Here is a 17,012-nt window from a genome sequence, read left to right on the forward strand (position 1 = left end):
ATCCATTATAAAGGACTTTTTCTTTGCACAAAATAATAAAATTGAACATTTTGAGTATTTCTAATATTGGATTTTTATTAATGCAACATTAGTGAAATGAATTATAATAAATATAAGAAAAATTCTTTCTCCTATAAAGAAAGGGGAGGCCGGACAAAAATGGATGTCATTAAAACATCAACCAATCATGGAAGAAATGCTGCGCTTTTATCCATCTTACCTGGATTCGGGCAGTTTTATAATAAACAATTCCTAAAGGGTGCTATCTTCTTAATTCTTACGATATCTTTCTTTGCAGCTTTTTACGATACGCTGAATTGGGGATTTTGGGGTCTTATCACTTTAGGTGAAATACCAGTTCTCGATCATTCAATCTTTTTGCTGATTGATGGAATTATTGCACTTATTGTTACAGCTCTGGGGCTTATCATTTATGCTTTCAATATTTATGATGCCTATAATAACGGAAAAAAACGTGACGCGGGGCTAAGCCTGAATAGCGTCAGGGAACAGTACCATAACCTGTTGGACAATGGCTTTCCATACTTAATGATTTCACCGGGATTCTTTCTTTTAGTATTCGTCGTTATTTTCCCGATTTTATTCGTAGTTCTGCTTGCTTTCACCAACTACGATTTATATCATTCACCGCCTGCCAAGCTTGTCGATTGGGTTGGAATTCAAAACTTTATTGATATTTTCAAACTGGATTTATGGAGAAAAACTTTCTTTGGAGTAATGGGCTGGACAATCGTCTGGACATTCGTCGCAACCACTCTTCAGGTGGCATTGGGAATCTTCCTTGCGATCTTGGTTAATCAGAAGGATCTTAAAGGAAAGGCGATTATCCGTACCGTATTCATCCTTCCTTGGGCTGTACCTGCTTTTATTTCGATCCTGATCTTCTCAGGTATGTTTAATGAAACCTTCGGGGTTATCAATAAAACCATCCTTGATTCAATTGGAATTGGCCCAATCCCGTGGATGACGGAAGAGAACTGGACAAGATTGGCTTTGATATTTATCCAATCATGGCTAGGTTTCCCATTCATTTTTGCCATGACAACCGGTGTTCTCCAGTCCATTCCGGATGAGCTTTACGAAGCAGCAACGGTTGATGGTGCTTCCATAATGCAAAAATTCACTAAGATTACTTTACCGCTTGTACTGTTTGCTACAGCGCCGATTATCATCACGCAATATACATTTAACTTTAATAACTTTAACGTAATCTTCTTGTTTAATGGAGGAGGCCCTGCTATCCCGGGGCAAAATGCCGGCGGTTCGGACATTCTCATCTCCTGGATCTACAAGCTGACAATGACATCTGCCCAATATGGAAAGGCAGCTGCAGTCACTATGATTCTATCGCTTATAGTTGTAACTGTGGCTCTGTGGCAGTTTAAACGAACAAGATCATTCCAAGAAGAGGATTTGATGTAGCTATGAGTATGAAAAAAAATAAAATAATCCGGCTTACTGCTTCGTATTTAATCATTGCTTTTATGAGCTTTATTGTCATTTATCCGCTTCTGTGGGTAGTGGGATCTTCCTTGAATCCGGGACAAAGTTTATCAGGATCCACGATGTTTCCTGAGAACCCGACTTTGGACCATTACAAATATCTTTTTGATCTGGAAAAATCCAATTATGTTCACTGGTACTGGAATTCATTGAAGATAAGCACACTTACAATGATCCTGACTGTTATCACAGTGTCATTAACAGCTTATTCTTTTTCACGGTACCGTTTTGTAGGAAGAAAAAATGGCTTGCTTACGTTTTTAATACTGCAAATGATTCCTAACTTTGCAGCATTAATTGCTATTTTCGTTTTAGCAACAAGAACAGGATTAATTGATACACATCTTGGTTTAATCCTTGTATATGTAGGCGGACAGATTCCGATGAATACTTGGTTAATGAAGGGATACCTTGATACGATACCAAAAGAGCTCGATGAGTCTGCAAAAATGGATGGAGCAAGCCATTTGCGTGTGTTTTGGCAGATTGTAATGCCACTGGCAAAGCCAATTGTAGCGGTCGTGGCGCTATTCTCATTCATTGCCCCATTCGGTGACTTTATTTTAGCCAGAATTTTATTAAGAACAGACGAGAAATTCACAATGGCTGTTGGGCTGTACGAAATGGTTGCGAAACAGTTCGGAAATGAATTTACCAAATTTGCTGCAGGATCTGTTCTGATTGCGATCCCGATTGCTGCTCTGTTCCTGATGTTCCAGAAATACTTTGTTTCAGGTTTGACTGCAGGGGGAACGAAAGGCTAATCTTAAAGGGCTGAAACTTTTACAAGCCTTTTGGCAGTCGTAATACTTGGATGATAAACAAGTGCTTCTGCCATGCAGTGTCTTGAAAAATGAAGGAGGAGCGGCGATGAAAAAAGGAATCATAACCTTCATCTTAATCCCGTTTCTTCTTTTTTATGCCCTGCCGGCAGGAGCAGCTGAAAAAGAAGAGCGTAAATGGCAAGATGAAACAATTTATTTTTTAATGGTGGATCGTTTTAGCAACGGTGATCCAAACAATGATTTTAAGGTGGATGTCAAAGATCCCAAGGCCTATCATGGCGGAGATTTTAAGGGTGTTATAGATCGCCTTGACTACATTAAAGAAATGGGGTTTACTGCAATTTGGCTGACTCCCGTGTTCGATAATGAAGAAAAAGGTTACCACGGTTACTGGATTAAAGATTTTTATAATACAGAAGAGCATTTTGGGACAATGGATGAGTTCAAACAACTTGTTCAGGAAGCCCATAAAAGAGATATGAAAGTGATTTTGGATTTCGTCGTTAACCATGTCGGCTATAATCATGAATGGGTTAACGATCCTGAGAAAAACGATTGGTTCCATGAAAAACAGGATATTGCCAATTGGACAAACCAAACTGAGATTGAAAATGGCTGGATTTATGGGCTGCCTGATTTAAAGCAGGAAAATCCGGAAGTGAAGAACTATTTAATCGATGCGGCAAAATGGTGGATAGAAGAGACGGATGTTGATGGTTACCGCCTGGATACCGTCAAGCATGTGCCTAAAACTTTCTGGACCGAGTTCGCCAATGGTGTTAAAAGCGTCAAAGAAGATGTTTATCTGCTAGGTGAAGTTTGGTCCGATGATCCAAAGTATATTGCTGAATATGAGAAAACAGGCATAGACGGTTTTGTTGATTATCCTTTGAATGACCATTTAAGAACAGCTTTTGCGGAACCTGATAAATCTTTGAGCTGGCTTTTTACAAGCTGGGATAGAAATAAAGCTTTTTATGAAAATCCACATTTGATGGGAACCTTCATGGATAACCACGATACGGTTAGATTTACGCGTGATGCCATATCGAAGAACCATCATCCAGGGCCAAGATGGAAGCTGGCTTTAACCTATATGTATACAGCTCCCGGGATTCCCATTGTTTATTATGGAAGTGAAATCGCGCTCGATGGCGGCGAGGATCCTGATAATCGCAGGCTGATGGATTTCCGTACAGATAAAGAGCTGATCGACTATATAACAAAGCTCGGCGAAGTAAGGCAAATGCTTCCTTCTTTAACAAGGGGAGATATGGAGCTTTTGGAAGAGAAGGATGGTATGGCTGTATATAAACGAACTTATAAAGATGAAACAGCTGTTATTGCCATCAATAATTCAACCAAATCACAAAAACTTGTATTGGATTCATCCCAGATAGAAGAAGGAAAAGAACTTCGCGGCATGCTGGCAGATGACCTGGTCCGCAGCGAGGACGGGAAATACAATCTAATCATTGATCGTGAACAAGCAGAAGTTTATAATTTAGCCGAAAAATCGGGCTTGAATATTCCCTTGATAGCTGCTTTAGCGGCAGTATATACAGCCTTCATGATTTTTATCTTCCTTTTATGGAAGCGTTCCAAAAAGAAGAAGGCGGAGTAGATAGATGGCGGGAATGCCTTTGTAAGAGTGTGTCATTCTTTGTACACAATGCTGCATTTAGATTAGCCCTTCTTCCCAAAGCCTGTTACTAGAAGCTTCCTGTTTAAAAAAGGAAAGAAAAATTATACTGTTTTGATTATACTATAAATAACAGAGACCTCACGGAGAGGGTGATTATATTGGCAGTTACAATTAAAGATGTTGCAAAGATGGCTAAAGTTGCGCCTTCAACTGTTTCCAGAGTTATTGCCAACAATCCTCGCATAAGCGAGAAAACAAAACAAAAAGTCAGAGAGGCAATGAAACAATTGGGGTATCATCCCAATTTTATTGCCCGCAGTCTTGCAAGCCAGTCAACGCGCGCTATTGGCCTCATTATGCCAAGTTCAACAGATGTAGTTTTTCAAAACCCATTCTTTCCAACTGTTCTTAGGGGGTTGAGCGAGGGTGCACATGAAAGGCATTATGCTCTCCATATGACAACTGGAAAAACAGATGATGAAATATATGAAGGTGTAATTCAAATGGTACAGGGCGGACGAGTGGATGGAGTTATTCTCCTTTACTCAAAAGTGGAAGATAAAGTCCTTTCCTTCCTAAAGGAAAGAGATTTTCCGTTTGTCGTTATAGGAAAGCCGTTTTCTGATGAGGAAGAAATCACGTACGTGGATAATAATAACTTCCGTGCTGCTAAGGAAGTAACGGAATATTTAATCAAGCTGGGGCATAAGCAAATTGCATTTGTCGGCGGAAGCTTGAACCTTACTGTAACCGTGGAACGGTTGCTTGGTTATGAAAAAGCGTTAAGAGAAGCAGATATTGAACTGGTTAATGAATATATTGTCCATGAGGAATTTTTAAAAGAAGGCGGACAGGAAGCTGTCAGAGGGCTTATATCCCTGGAAAAGCCTCCTACGGCACTTGTGGTTGCCGACGATTTAATGGCGCTTGGTGTATTGAATACTTTGGATGAACTGGGAATAAAGGTTCCGGAAGATATGTCGATCATCAGCTTTAATAATGTGCTATTGGCTGAAATGTCCAGGCCCCCGTTAACCTCAGTAGATATCAATATTTTCGATCTCGGTTTTGAATCCGCAAGAAGCCTTATTTACAGAATCGAAAACCCGCGCGAACCTGTTAAAAGAATTATTATTCCGCATAAAATCGTAAAACGCTGTTCTTGCAGCAGTCCAAATCCGGAAAAACCGTTAATATTGTCATAAAGGAAGGGAAGCCAATGGGGCTTCCCTTTTGCTTTACTATCCATTTACGATGGTGCCGCCATTTACATGAATCATTTGGCCGCTCACATATGTTGAATCGCTGCTTGCGAGATATACATAAGCCGGGGCCAGTTCGTAAGGCTGTCCAGCTCTTCCCATTGGGGAATTGGCACCGAATTTTGATACTTTTTCCGCGGAGAAGGTAGACGGGATAAGTGGAGTCCAAATAGGACCAGGAGCTACTCCATTTACTCGGATTCCTTGGCCAGCCAGTGATTTTGCCAATGAACGTGTAAAGGATACAATCGCGCCTTTTGTAGATGAATAGTCTATTAGCTGTTCATTTCCTTCGTATGCAGTAATGGAAGCAGTATTAATAATGGAGCTTCCTTCTTTAAGGTGCGGAAGAACAGCTTTTGTTAGATGGAAGAAAGAAAAGATATTTGTTCTAAACGTTCTTTCCAGCTGATCGGCTGTGATGTCCAGCAGGCTTTTTTGCGGATGCTGCTCTGCTGCATTATTAACGAGGACATCAATTTGTCCAAACTTATCTAAAGTTTTATTAACTATATCTTTACAAAATGTTTCGCTTCCGATATCGCCAGAGATTAACAGGCATTCCTGGCCTTCAGCTTGAATGGCTTCTCTTGTTTTTTCAGCATCCTCATGTTCATCCAGGTAGACTATAGCAATGTTGGCACCTTCTTTAGCATAATAAATGGCTGCCGATTTGCCAATGCCGCTGTCTCCGCCTGTAATTAAGGCTACCTTACCTTTTAATTTATCAGAACCCTTGTAATGGGGGTCAACAGATTGTGGCCCAGGCTGCATCGGATCTTCTGTGCCAGGCTGATGATCCTGATGCTGGGGCGGAAATTCCTTAGGGTTGTTTTGACTATTAGACATTAGTGCATCCCTCCAAAAGATTGATATTAGATAAATTCCATTTTATTATGGTGAAAAAACATGGAAATTATTTGCATTGATCTATATAATAGTGTCTAAAAATATATCGGGAGAGGACGGAATGCAGATACGAACAGCAGTCAAAACCGATGCTGAAGGAATTCTGGCACATTGTAGAAGAGTCTTGGGGGAAACTGATTTTTTAATGACAGAGACTGAGGAATTTAAGCTTACTGTTGAAGAAGAGGAAGAGTGGATTGAACAAAGCCTGCAATCTGGCGACTTAATTTTAGTAGTGGTACTTTACACGCTCCCGCAACAATTAATCATTTAAAATAGGAGTGCATCACCCATTTGGGGTTCTACACTCCTTTTCTATTACTTATTTAAAATGGAATAAGTCTTATAACCGCCTGTAAGGTTTTTTACTTTAAATCCATTTTGCTGCAGAATCCGAGATGCGAGGTAACCCCTTAGGCCAACTTGGCAGTTGATATGAATAGTTTTATCTTGCGGAATCTCAGCAAGTCTTTCCCTTAATTGATCAAGGTCAATATTTATTGCACCTTCAATGTGGCCATTTTCAAATTCTTTCACAGTGCGGACATCCAGTAAATAACCGCCTTTTTTTTTGATGTCATCGATTTCATCCCATTGTACGGTTTCAATCATTCCATCCACAATATTGGATGCCACATATCCTGCCATATTTACCGGGTCTTTTGCAGATGAGAATGGCGGAGCGTATGCCAATTCAAGCTCCTGTAAATCATGGACAGTCAACCCGCCTTTGATGGCAGTTGCGATGACATCAATTCTCTTATCTGCTCCATCTTCCCCGACTGCCTGAGCCCCAAAAATCTTTCCTGTTTCTTTATCAAAAAGAAGCTTTATAGCTATCTGGGATGCACCAGGATAGTAGCCAGCATGTGAAAGCGGATGTATATGGACAGCTTCAAATGGTACACTCAATCTTCTTAATGTTTTTTCGTTATTGCCTGTTAGGGCAGCAGTTAAATCAAAAATTTTAACAATCGATGTGCCCATGGTTCCAGGATATTTGATGTCTCTGCCATTAATGCTATGCGCCACAATATGTGCCTGGCGGTTTGCAGGCCACGCAAGCGGTACCATGGCAGGTGTTCCGTTTACATAATCTTTGACTTCGATCGCATCCCCGAGTGCGTAGATAGACGGATCAGATGTTTGCAGGTATTCATTAACCTTCATTCCGCCTCTGTCTCCAAGCTCCAAGCCAGCAGCTTTCGCAAGGTTGTTTTCTGGAGCTACACCAATTGCAAGGATAATAAGGTCACTCTCGAGCATCTCACCACTCTCGAGAACAACCAACTGGCCATTTTGGTACACTTTTTCGATTCCGTTGTTAAGAACAAGGTTAATTCCTTTTTCCACTAAATGATTTTGCACAATGCCCGCCATTTCAGGATCTAGAGGCCCCATAACCTGAGGAGACTTTTCGGCGATCGTGACAGATAGTCCAGCTTCTTTTAAATTCTCTGCCATTTCCAATCCGATAAATCCTCCGCCAATAACCACTGCTGTTTGAGGTGACTTTTCCTCAACAAAGCCTTTGATTTTATCCATATCAGGAATATTTCTTAAAGTAAATACATTGCTGCTTTGTAATCCTTCAATTGGAGGAACAATTGGCTTTGCTCCAGTTGATAAAATAAGGAAATCATAAGTTTCAGAGTATTCTTGGCCAGTCTGCACATTTCTGGCAGTGATTATCTTTTGTTCACGGTCAATGGATGTTACTTCTGTAAAATTGCGGATATCCATGTTATAACGCTGTTTCATGCCTTCAACTGTTTGAACCAATAGTTTGGATCTTTCTTTAATTACTTCACCAATATAATAAGGGAGTCCGCAGTTCGCGAATGAGATAAACTCTCCTCTTTCAAACATAATAATTTCTGCATTTTCATCTAACCGGCGCAGTTTTGCTGCTGTAGTAGCTCCCCCTGCAACTCCGCCAACAATAATAATTTTTTTTCCCATTATATAATCATCCTCCATCGGTTTTAATGTATTTCTCATACCCCTAAAGGTATATTAAAGGATAATTTACTGTTGTGAACGTAGTAAATGTGAAGAAATAATGAACTCTTATAAACAGGGGGAGGATGAAGGGAAAACAGAAAAGGATAGTTTATGAGCAGCTCCTTTATGTGAATTTAGAAAATAAAGGATGAAACTAACGGATAAAGCATAGAATAAAACCTCAATTTAGCTAACAAAGGTTCCACTTTGGCGAATAAACTTAATAAACTGGAGAATAAAACAGCTTTCAATAAAACATCTGTATTCCGGCAGATAAAAGCCAAACCCAGGCTATAGTAACTAAAGCCGTAAGGAAAGTATATAAAAGAGGGCGAGATAATAGCGAAGATCGAAGCTGCGGGAGCAGGTGCAAACCAAATGATAATAAGAATAGTAAAAGAGGGAAGATATCAAACAAGGATTCAGTATGGGATCCATCCAGGGCGTTTGAAATCAAGCTTATAAAAAAGTAAAGAAAGGTAGCAGCATGAGCAAAACTGGCAAAGAGAAACAGAAATCTTGCAGATTTATTAAAAATCATTTTTTGGGCCGCCTTTTCATCATTAATTCCTTTATTATATGTATGATGCTGGCTGTTTGATCATTTATTAATATGGCTTTGTTAAACTTGCCTGTTGATTTCCGCTCCAGGCGCTCAGCGGTCCGAGGGCGGCCCGACGCTCGTCGGCGCATAACACGCCTGTTGGGTCTCCCGTTGACTCGCTCTTCCCGCATGACTTTGAATAAGCTTCCTTGGATTAACACCGCACGAAGGTAATGCAAATGCATTTTCGAGGATCCCGCGCCTTCCGCTCCAATCAAGGGTGGAAAAATCAATAATGTGTTTTGACATAGCCATTAATAAAAAAGCAAACGGAAATTCATCCGTTTGCTTAATGATTTAGCGGTAGTTTACGAACTGGACATCAACAGTCAAATCTGCCTCTTTTACAGCGGCAATAACCTTCTGGAGATCGTCACGGTTTTTGCCGGTAACACGGACCTGGTCATCCTGAACCTGGCTCTTCACTTTTAAGCCGCTATTCTTAATAAGGGTATTGATTTTTTTTGCATTTTCTTTATCAATACCTTGAACCAGCTTGGCTCTCTGGCGGACAGTTCCGCCTGAAGCTCCTTCAACCTTGCCATAGTCGAGGTTTTTCACAGGAATGCCTCTTTTAATCAGTTTGCTCAATAAAACATCCTTGAGCTGTTCTAGCTTGAATTCATCATCCGAAACAAGCACAAGCTCTTCATTATCCAGCTTTATGTCACTTTTGCTTCCTTTAAAATCATAGCGAGTGGAAATTTCCTTCTTCGCGATATTAATGGCATTGGTTACTTCAGAAAAATCTACTTTGGATACAATATCAAATGAGCTCTCTTTAGACATGGCAGCCTCCTTGGACATAACAATTTTCATCTGAAAAGAAGTTTCACTTTGCCGCGTTTTAACTGTCCGTAAAACAGGTAATTCAAGAGGAAAAACGGACAGTAAAAACCCGACGACGGACAGGACGTCCTAGTCAGGCGAAGCCACAGGATGTGGCGTCCTGAGCGTGATAAGTTCAACTAACTTTTTGAAGGAAAAGCACCTTCAAAAAGAAGTTTCACTTTACGTTCTTATTATAGTAAAATATAGCAGTTCAAACAACTTTAGGAGTTATAAGATCTTTAAAAGAAAGATTTAATATAATGAATATTTGATGTTTACAGTGAAAAGACTTAATTTCAATGAAGGAGGAAACAGTAATGGCATTAGAGGAATACTTGGGCAGTACTGCTAGGCTGACTGTATCAAGGCAGGCGGCATTTGGCTATTTTTTAACCGATGGAGAGGAAGAAGACGTTCTGCTTCATCAAAATGAAACAGAAGAGAAGCTGGAAGAAGGCCAGGAGGTTGAGGCATTCCTTTATGTAGATTCACAGGGAAGAATCGCCGCAACAACGAATATTCCCGAAGTTCAGGTTGGTACATATGGATGGGCGCAGGTAAGTGATGTAAAGCCGGGCATAGGAGTTTTTATCAATATTGGTGTCCAAAAGGATATGCTCCTGGGTGAGGAAGATCTCCCTGTTCATGAAGCTGTTTGGCCGAAAGTGGGGGACACTTTATACATTACGCTTCGTGTGAATAAGAACAACCGTATTTACGTAAAAATGGCTACCGATCCGGTTATAAGTGAAATCGCTGTAAAAGCAACAAGAAACGATTTTAATAAAAATATACACGGACTTATTTACAGAACGGCTAAAGTCGGAAGCTGGATTTTTACAGCAGAGGGGTTTAAAGGATTTATCCATGAATCCCAGCGGAAAAGGGAGCCTCGCCTCGGTGAAAAAGTTGAAGGCCGGATCGTGGACGTAAAGGAAGATGGAACGGTGAATGTTTCTCTCATTCCAAGAAAACATGAAGTGCTTGATGAGGATTCAGAAAGGATACTATCCTATTTGGAAAGCCGAAATGGCGCTATGCCGTTTGGCGATAAGAGCGCACCGGAAGACATCCAGGAACGTTTTCAGTTGAGCAAGGCTTCGTTTAAAAGGGCACTGGGACGCCTTATGAAGGAAGGTAAGGTGTATCAGGAGGAAGGCTGGACCTATCTGAATAAAAACGGACAAGCATAAGCTTGCCCGTTTTTGTATTATAGATGGTCTGTCTTTTTGGAATACTGGTTTTTTCCAGCTTTTCGGTTTTTCTCGCGCATCATATTCTTTTCGTGGCGAAGCGCGTTATTGTCATTTGCTTTTTTATCATTATCAGAAGTATGCGGCATACTAAAAATACTCCTTTCCAATCTGTAAGGTTTATTCTTCAGCATGATTGAAACTGAAGTACAACCTTATTGTCTGTCAGAATGGAATGGAGTATGTACGATTCAAATAAGGGTGATTCTACAATTGGTTTTGAAAGAAAATAGCTATCGAACCTGGCCCGGTATGGGACCCAATAGCAGCGCCAATTGATGTGATATATACTTCTTTTGCGTTTAGCTCGTCCATGATTAGAGTTTTCATCTCAAGAGCAGTTTCTTCATCGTCGGCATGGCTGATGCCGACTGCCTGATTTTCAAAAGATGCTCCTCGTACTTTCATCAAATCGATGATCCGGCGTAAAAGTTTTTTCTTGCCGCGCAGCTTCTCAATCGGAACCAGTTTGCCATCTTCCACATGTAAAAGAGGCTTAATGTTCAGTAGTCCGCCCAAAAATGCAGAAGCTTTTGAAACACGGCCGCCTTTTGCCAAATATTCAAGATCATTGACTGTAAATAAACTCTCCAAGTGCTGACAGCGAAATTCGATATCTTGTTGGATATCTTCTTTAGAAGCGCCTGATTGCACTTTTTTTACAGCAGCCTTTACGATAAGTCCGTATCCAAGTGATGCAGCCTTGGAATCTATGATCGTTAAATTGAAACCGGGATATTTCTCTTTCACTTGTTCAAGGATCATCACAGCTGTCTGATATGTACCCGAAAGTTCGGAGGAAAAAGCGATATAAATGCCATCTTCATTCTGTTCCGCCATTTTGGTGAACGTTTCTTCAAAAAGCAGCGGAGATACCTGAGAGGTCTTAGGCACTTGGCCTTCACGTATAGCTTTATAGACTTTTTTAGGTTCAATCGTTACTAAATCTTCATACTCTGTATCGTTTAAATGAACCTTTAATGGAAAAAGTGTGACGCCATTTTCATTGAAAAAACTTATCGGCAGATCACACGCGCTGTCAGCTAAAATTTTTACTGACATTCTCTTTCACCTGCTTTCAAACTATATGAGTTAAGTTTATAGAAATCAGCAAGAAAAAACAATGAATTGTGTTGGAATTGCCCATTTTGGGGTAAAGAAATAATAAGTGAATTTAGGGGGTTTACAATGGTTTGGTTAGAGACTAAGAAAGTATTTGTTGTATTAATTGGAGCGGTATTAAATGCAATCGCCATGAATTTCTTCCTGATACCCGCAAATGTTTATGCTAGCGGATTTACAGGTGTAGCCCAGCTGCTTTCAAGTGTATTGGGCAGCTTTGCCTCAACAGGTATTTTGCTCTTCATTTTGAATATTCCTGTTACGATATTAGCCTGGAAAAAAGTAGGAAGGTCGTTTACGGTCTACAGTTTTCTTAGCGTATTTTTAATGTCGTTTTTTTTGGAAGTGATACCTGTTATTCATGTTTCTAAAGACATTTTGCTTAATGCCGTTTTTGGAGGGGTAATAGCAGCGGTAGGAGTAGGGATGACACTAAAGTGGGGTGCATCCACAGGCGGGATGGATATTATTGCTATGGTATTGTCCCGTATGAAAGATAAACCGGTTGGTACATATTTTTTCACGCTTAATGCCATCATTATAATAACGGCTGGATTTCTGTATGGCTGGGAAAAAGCGTTATATACTCTTGTGACCCTTTATGCCTCAACAAGGGTAATTGATGCCATCCATACAAGACATGAAAAGTTAACAGCACTAATCATTACTAAAAAATCCGATGAAATGAAAAAGGCGATTCATGAAAAGCTCGTCCGAGGGATTACAACGATCCCTGCAAAAGGTGCTTTCACAAACGAAAGCAAAGAAATGATGATGATTGTCATTACACGCTATGAGTTATATGACCTTGAGAGAATTATAAAAGATGTAGACCCAAGTGCTTTTACCAATATCGTGCAAACAGCCGGTGTTTATGGTTTCTTCCGCAGGGATTAAATGACTGGAGGGATGCAGAATGCTGCGTCTATTGGCGGCTATGGCCATTTTTGTTCTTTCTGTACATTTACAAAGCACTGAAGCGGCTGGCAATCAGATGCCGTTTGAATTTGAGGTTATACCATATGCTGGACCGGAAACTTTGGAAATGGAAGTGGTTTTGAGTAATACTTCGAGTTACCCTTTGGGCTTTGAATTTCCAACTTCACAAAAGTATGAAATAAGCATAAACGATGAAAAAGGCAATGAAGTATACACTTATTCAAAAGGCAAGGCTTTTCTGCAGGCTTTGCAGACTCTTACTTTAAATCCTGACGAAAGCATGATTTGGAAGGAACATTGGAATTATGTTCATGAGGGCCAAAGAGTCTCTGAAGGGAAATATCATGTAAAGGCAACTTTGCAAGCCAGGAAATTAAATGGGGAAACCTTAGTTACCAAAGAAACGGCTGAAGCCTCTGTTTATATATCAGAAAAAAACCCTTCATTCCGCCATGCAAAAGTCAGTGGTGAAAAGGGCAATTATATAGTTACGGGAGAAGCTCGCCCTGTAAGCGGGAAGCTATACTATACGATTGAAGACGGCCACAATGAACTAATTGCAGAACAGCCTCTAAAAACAAATACGAAAGGCTGGGAGCCCTTTAAAATTGATGTGCGCATTCCAGCAGAGAAACTTCCCGCGAGCGGGTCAGTCGTTCTTCATTTGTATGAAAGAAGCAAAAAAGACGGCAGCATTATTCATTCTTTTCCTGTAGTACTGGAAAATAGATAAAAAGAAGCTGACAGCCAATAGGGCGTCAGCTTCTTTTTATTAACGATTTTGCGGATCGTATTGCTCCAGCTCCTGCTGCATCTCACTAAGCTGCTCCTGTTCAGCTGCAGTGGAATTCGCAAACGCGGAACGTAATGCATTTTTTGCACGGGATACAGTTTCTGGGCCTGCAGAATCAGCATTTTTTGATAAATCTACGTATTTTCTGGCTTCCTGAAATAATCTGTTTCCCATTTTATATTCCTCCAAGGGATGATTCCTTCACATTAGCCAATTTTTCGGCTTCTGCCTCCGCATAGGTCATGTGGTACGGGATACGTTCATCATGCTTACTAACAGTGTCAACACCCTGTTGAACGAAGCGTTTTGATTTATTACGTTTACCCATTCGAATCCCCTCCGTGAAAGAAGTTTGAAACAGATTGGCTGCTTCATCCTATAGTATGCTCTAAAGGTTTGTTTTCAAAAGGGGATTTAATGGCGGAGTTTCTAATTAATGCTTATCCCAGTATTATAGCGCTTTTAAATTTAGTAAATCATTTAGATAAACGCCAATACCATCTTCTTCATTGGTCAAGGTGATTTCGTTGGCAATATTCTTGACCTGGTCAATGGCATTTCCCATCGCTATGCCGTAGCCTGCATACTCAAGCATTTCCAGATCATTATCTTCGTCACCGAAAGCAATGATCCGCTCGGGCGGTATTTGGAAATAGTCTGATGCTTTTTGCAAACCGACAGCTTTATTAAGGCCGGTTTTCACGATTTCAATTACATGCCATGGTGCTGCCCAGCGCCTATGGTCAATGACTTCTGCATGCACGTCGGATAAGTGGCTCCTAATGGACTTTACATGTTCTTCATCTGTGTGGATCAGCATGCTAGTCGGATTATCATTGAGATAATTGCGCAAGTCACCAGTTGTGATATTAGGATCTCCGAAGCCAAAGATATCCAAAAGTTTTTCATCATGATAATGCAGGTAAACATCATCAATGACTTCTGCAACAATATTATGGATAGTAAAGCTGTTAACAGCTTCGACAATCTCCTTCGCAACGCTCATTTGCAGGGGTGTATGGTAAACTCCCCAGTTTCGATCTTTAGGATGATGTATATAGGCACCATTGAAATTTACGATAGGCGTTGTAAGCCCCATTTCCCGGTAGTAAAGCTCACTGGAACGGAACGGCCTTCCAGTGGCAATCATGACTTCATGCCCTTGTTCACGGGCCTTTTGAATGACCATTTTTGTTTTGTTTGATATGGTTTTATCATCTTTTAATAATGTTCCATCAAGGTCAAGTGCAATTAAATGTTTTTCTGCCATAAGATCTCCTTTTATTATCTGGATTTTACAGAATATTGACTCTGAACGGTTAGCTCCATGCGCTTCGTGTAGCTCTTCTAATAAGTGTAATGGTTTGTGAAAAAAAAAGTCCACATGTTAAACTGAAAATATAGGAAGAAATTACAATCGAATCAAGCTTCATCTTTTACAAATCATTATATATATATGTTACCAATATTATATTATTTTTGTAAAAAAATTCACTTTGCCTAAATATTAAAAACGCAGTTCTATACAGGCCGTTATTACGATTCAGGGACATTGTTTTGGGAGGAAGAGCTTTGGTTATTATTGAAAATAAGCACATTAAGGAGATTCCTGTGCTGGATTTGGCCAGGCAGGAGTTAAGAGAAGATCCATTGCCTTTTATCATTTTTGTGCATGGCTTTACAAGCGCAAAAGAACATAACCTTCATTACGCCTACTTGCTTGCAGAAAAAGGTTTTCGGGTGGTGCTGCCGGATACATTGTATCACGGGGAAAGGTCAGCAGGCATGTCAGGCAACGATTTAAATTTCAGGTTATGGGATATTGTACTAAATACTATAGCCGAATTGAATATTATTAAGGAAGCTTATGAAGATGAAAAGCTTATAGATCCTGAAAGAATAGGACTGGTAGGAACCTCCATGGGAGGCATTGTTACACTGGGTGCCTTGACGCAATTTGATTGGGTCAAAGCCGCAGTCAGCCTTATGGGTATGCCTTATTATGAAAAGTTTGCGCAATGGCAGCTGGATGAACTGCATAAAAATAATATTGAAATTCCACTGAATGAGGAAGAAATTACTGATTTGCTGGAAACCCTAAGAGTTAAGGATTTAAGCCTGCAGCCCGAAAAGCTTGAAAAAAGGCCGCTTATGTTCTGGCATGGCAAAAAGGATTCTGTGGTGCCATACTCATATACATACCATTTTTATGAAAGCATAGAGCCCCTTTATAACGATGTGGCGGAAAGGCTTCGATTTATATCAGATGAACAAGCCGGCCATAAAGTAAGCAGAGAAGGGGTACTTGAAACAGTAAAATGGTTTGAAACACATCTATAACCAACATTTTTTCAATTCCTTTAAATATTTGTTATGATAAAGCTAAAGTCGAAAAGAAGGAGTGCTGTAAAATGGATCAGGACTTAAAAGATAGCATCATGGGCGCACTTGAGCTTGTAGTAGACCCTGAGCTTGGCATTGATATTGTAAATTTGGGCTTAGTCTATGATGTAAAGATGGAAGAGGAAGGCAAGGCGGTTATCGATATGACCCTCACTTCCATGGGCTGCCCTTTGGCTGGAACGATTGTAGAGCAAGTTAAAGCCGCTGTGGCGGATATTCCTGAAGTTAAGGATACAGAAGTTAATATTGTCTGGAATCCTCCTTGGTCAAAAGACAAAATGTCCCGTTATGCCAAAATTGCTCTTGGCGTACAATAAAATAACATCCTACAAAAACAGCAGGCTGTGCGCCTTGCTGTTTTTTTATTTTTCAGAAAAGATGCCTTAAATTCTTTATCGTGATTCATAATTGATGGGTGCCTGCTGGATTAATGACCTTAAGCAGTTAAGAACTTTATTTTTTTGAGGTTAATTACGAGGATTAATTCCCATAATTGGATAAAGTGTTCGAGTATGGTCGTTAATCAACAGAAATAACGACCAAATCAAGTAAGTATCTTATTTTTGGTCGCTAATCACAAGGATTCACTCCCATAATTGGTTAAAGGGTTGGAGGATGGTCATTAATCATCAGGAATAACGACCATATTAGGTAAGTATCTTATTTTTGGTCGTTAATCACGAGGATTCACTCCCATAATTGGTTAAAGGGTTGGAGTATGGTCGTTAATCAACAGAAATAACGACCAAATCAAGTAAGTATCTTATTTTTGGTCGTTAATCACGAGGATTAACTCCCATAATTGGTTAAAGTGTTCGAGTATAGTCGTTAATCAACAGGAATAACGACCATATTAGGTAAGAGCCTTATTTTTGGTCGTTAATCACGAGGATTCACTCCCATAATTGGTTAAAGGGTTGGAGGATGGTCGTTAATCA

General features: G+C 40.1%; 18 protein-coding genes. 10 read left to right on the forward strand and 8 right to left on the reverse strand.

The features are described 5' to 3' along the window. Positions 1-159: 159 nt before the first annotated feature. The 4 genes from IQ19_RS23755 (at position 160) to IQ19_RS23770 (ending at position 5,159) form a co-directional block, all read left to right on the forward strand. Entirely contained in the window at positions 160-1,443 is a 1,284-nt protein-coding gene (locus IQ19_RS23755; RefSeq protein ID WP_144545760.1) for a carbohydrate ABC transporter permease, read from the forward strand. A gap of 2 nt (positions 1,444-1,445) precedes the next feature. Beyond that, entirely contained in the window at positions 1,446-2,288 is an 843-nt protein-coding gene (locus IQ19_RS23760) for a sugar ABC transporter permease (RefSeq protein ID WP_144545762.1), read from the forward strand. Between the two features lie 106 nt (positions 2,289-2,394). Beyond that, positions 2,395-3,933, forward strand: a complete 1,539-nt coding sequence (locus tag IQ19_RS23765; RefSeq protein WP_144545764.1) for an alpha-amylase family glycosyl hydrolase — start codon at positions 2,395-2,397, stop codon at positions 3,931-3,933. Between the two features lie 179 nt (positions 3,934-4,112). Further along, positions 4,113-5,159, forward strand: coding sequence for a LacI family DNA-binding transcriptional regulator (locus IQ19_RS23770; protein WP_144545766.1), 1,047 nt, complete (start codon positions 4,113-4,115; stop codon positions 5,157-5,159). Between the two features lie 36 nt (positions 5,160-5,195). Here the strand turns inward: IQ19_RS23770 and IQ19_RS23775 are convergent, their stop codons facing one another. Beyond that, complete coding sequence (locus IQ19_RS23775) at positions 5,196-6,065, reverse strand: SDR family oxidoreductase (RefSeq protein ID WP_144545768.1); 870 nt, start codon at positions 6,063-6,065, stop codon at positions 5,196-5,198. A 121-nt stretch (positions 6,066-6,186) separates the two neighbouring features. Between IQ19_RS23775 and IQ19_RS23780 the strand changes: the two genes are divergently transcribed. Further along, entirely contained in the window at positions 6,187-6,399 is a 213-nt protein-coding gene (locus tag IQ19_RS23780; RefSeq protein ID WP_199749543.1) for a hypothetical protein, read from the forward strand. A gap of 44 nt (positions 6,400-6,443) precedes the next feature. Here the strand turns inward: IQ19_RS23780 and IQ19_RS23785 are convergent, their stop codons facing one another. Next, complete coding sequence (locus tag IQ19_RS23785; protein ID WP_144545770.1) at positions 6,444-8,087, reverse strand: CoA-disulfide reductase; 1,644 nt, start codon at positions 8,085-8,087, stop codon at positions 6,444-6,446. A gap of 943 nt (positions 8,088-9,030) precedes the next feature. After that, a complete protein-coding gene (locus IQ19_RS23790; RefSeq protein WP_144545773.1) occupies positions 9,031-9,522 on the reverse strand; it encodes a YajQ family cyclic di-GMP-binding protein in 492 nt (163 codons plus the stop codon). A gap of 359 nt (positions 9,523-9,881) precedes the next feature. Between IQ19_RS23790 and IQ19_RS23795 the strand changes: the two genes are divergently transcribed. Next, positions 9,882-10,757, forward strand: a complete 876-nt coding sequence (locus tag IQ19_RS23795) for a CvfB family protein (protein ID WP_144545775.1) — start codon at positions 9,882-9,884, stop codon at positions 10,755-10,757. Between the two features lie 17 nt (positions 10,758-10,774). On the opposite strand, the gene IQ19_RS23800 is transcribed toward IQ19_RS23795, so the two are convergent. Together IQ19_RS23800 and IQ19_RS23805 are read right to left on the reverse strand one after the other, a co-directional pair. Next, positions 10,775-10,906, reverse strand: a complete 132-nt coding sequence (locus IQ19_RS23800) for a DUF3941 domain-containing protein (protein ID WP_144545777.1) — start codon at positions 10,904-10,906, stop codon at positions 10,775-10,777. Positions 10,907-11,024: 118 nt separating this feature from the next. Beyond that, positions 11,025-11,879, reverse strand: coding sequence for a DegV family protein (locus IQ19_RS23805; RefSeq protein WP_144545779.1), 855 nt, complete (start codon positions 11,877-11,879; stop codon positions 11,025-11,027). A gap of 126 nt (positions 11,880-12,005) precedes the next feature. Between IQ19_RS23805 and IQ19_RS23810 the strand changes: the two genes are divergently transcribed. Continuing rightward, positions 12,006-12,836, forward strand: coding sequence for a YitT family protein (locus tag IQ19_RS23810; protein WP_144545781.1), 831 nt, complete (start codon positions 12,006-12,008; stop codon positions 12,834-12,836). 19 nt (positions 12,837-12,855) lie between these two features. Beyond that, positions 12,856-13,611 (forward strand): BsuPI-related putative proteinase inhibitor, encoded by a 756-nt coding sequence (locus IQ19_RS23815; RefSeq protein WP_144545785.1) that lies wholly within the window; start codon positions 12,856-12,858, stop codon positions 13,609-13,611. Positions 13,612-13,650: 39 nt separating this feature from the next. On the opposite strand, the gene IQ19_RS23820 is transcribed toward IQ19_RS23815, so the two are convergent. From IQ19_RS23820 to IQ19_RS23825, 3 genes are all read right to left on the reverse strand, one after another. Next, positions 13,651-13,845: a DUF3813 domain-containing protein gene (locus tag IQ19_RS23820; RefSeq protein WP_144545787.1), complete on the reverse strand. Its 195-nt coding sequence runs from the start codon at positions 13,843-13,845 to the stop codon at positions 13,651-13,653. A 1-nt stretch (position 13,846) separates the two neighbouring features. Continuing rightward, complete coding sequence (locus tag IQ19_RS28220; RefSeq protein WP_181396022.1) at positions 13,847-13,999, reverse strand: hypothetical protein; 153 nt, start codon at positions 13,997-13,999, stop codon at positions 13,847-13,849. A gap of 123 nt (positions 14,000-14,122) precedes the next feature. Continuing rightward, positions 14,123-14,941, reverse strand: coding sequence for a Cof-type HAD-IIB family hydrolase (locus IQ19_RS23825; RefSeq protein WP_144545789.1), 819 nt, complete (start codon positions 14,939-14,941; stop codon positions 14,123-14,125). 302 nt (positions 14,942-15,243) lie between these two features. Here IQ19_RS23825 and IQ19_RS23830 point away from each other — a divergent pair, with 302 nt between their 5' ends. Continuing rightward, positions 15,244-16,011, forward strand: coding sequence for an alpha/beta fold hydrolase (locus tag IQ19_RS23830; protein WP_144545791.1), 768 nt, complete (start codon positions 15,244-15,246; stop codon positions 16,009-16,011). Positions 16,012-16,082: 71 nt separating this feature from the next. Then, on the forward strand, positions 16,083-16,391 hold the full coding sequence (locus IQ19_RS23835; protein ID WP_144545793.1) for a metal-sulfur cluster assembly factor: 309 nt from the start codon (positions 16,083-16,085) through the stop codon (positions 16,389-16,391). Positions 16,392-17,012 lie beyond the last annotated feature (621 nt).

This window comes from Cytobacillus oceanisediminis (assembly GCF_007830235.1).
GTDB classification, from domain to species: Bacteria; Bacillota; Bacilli; order Bacillales; family Cytobacillaceae; genus Cytobacillus; species Cytobacillus oceanisediminis.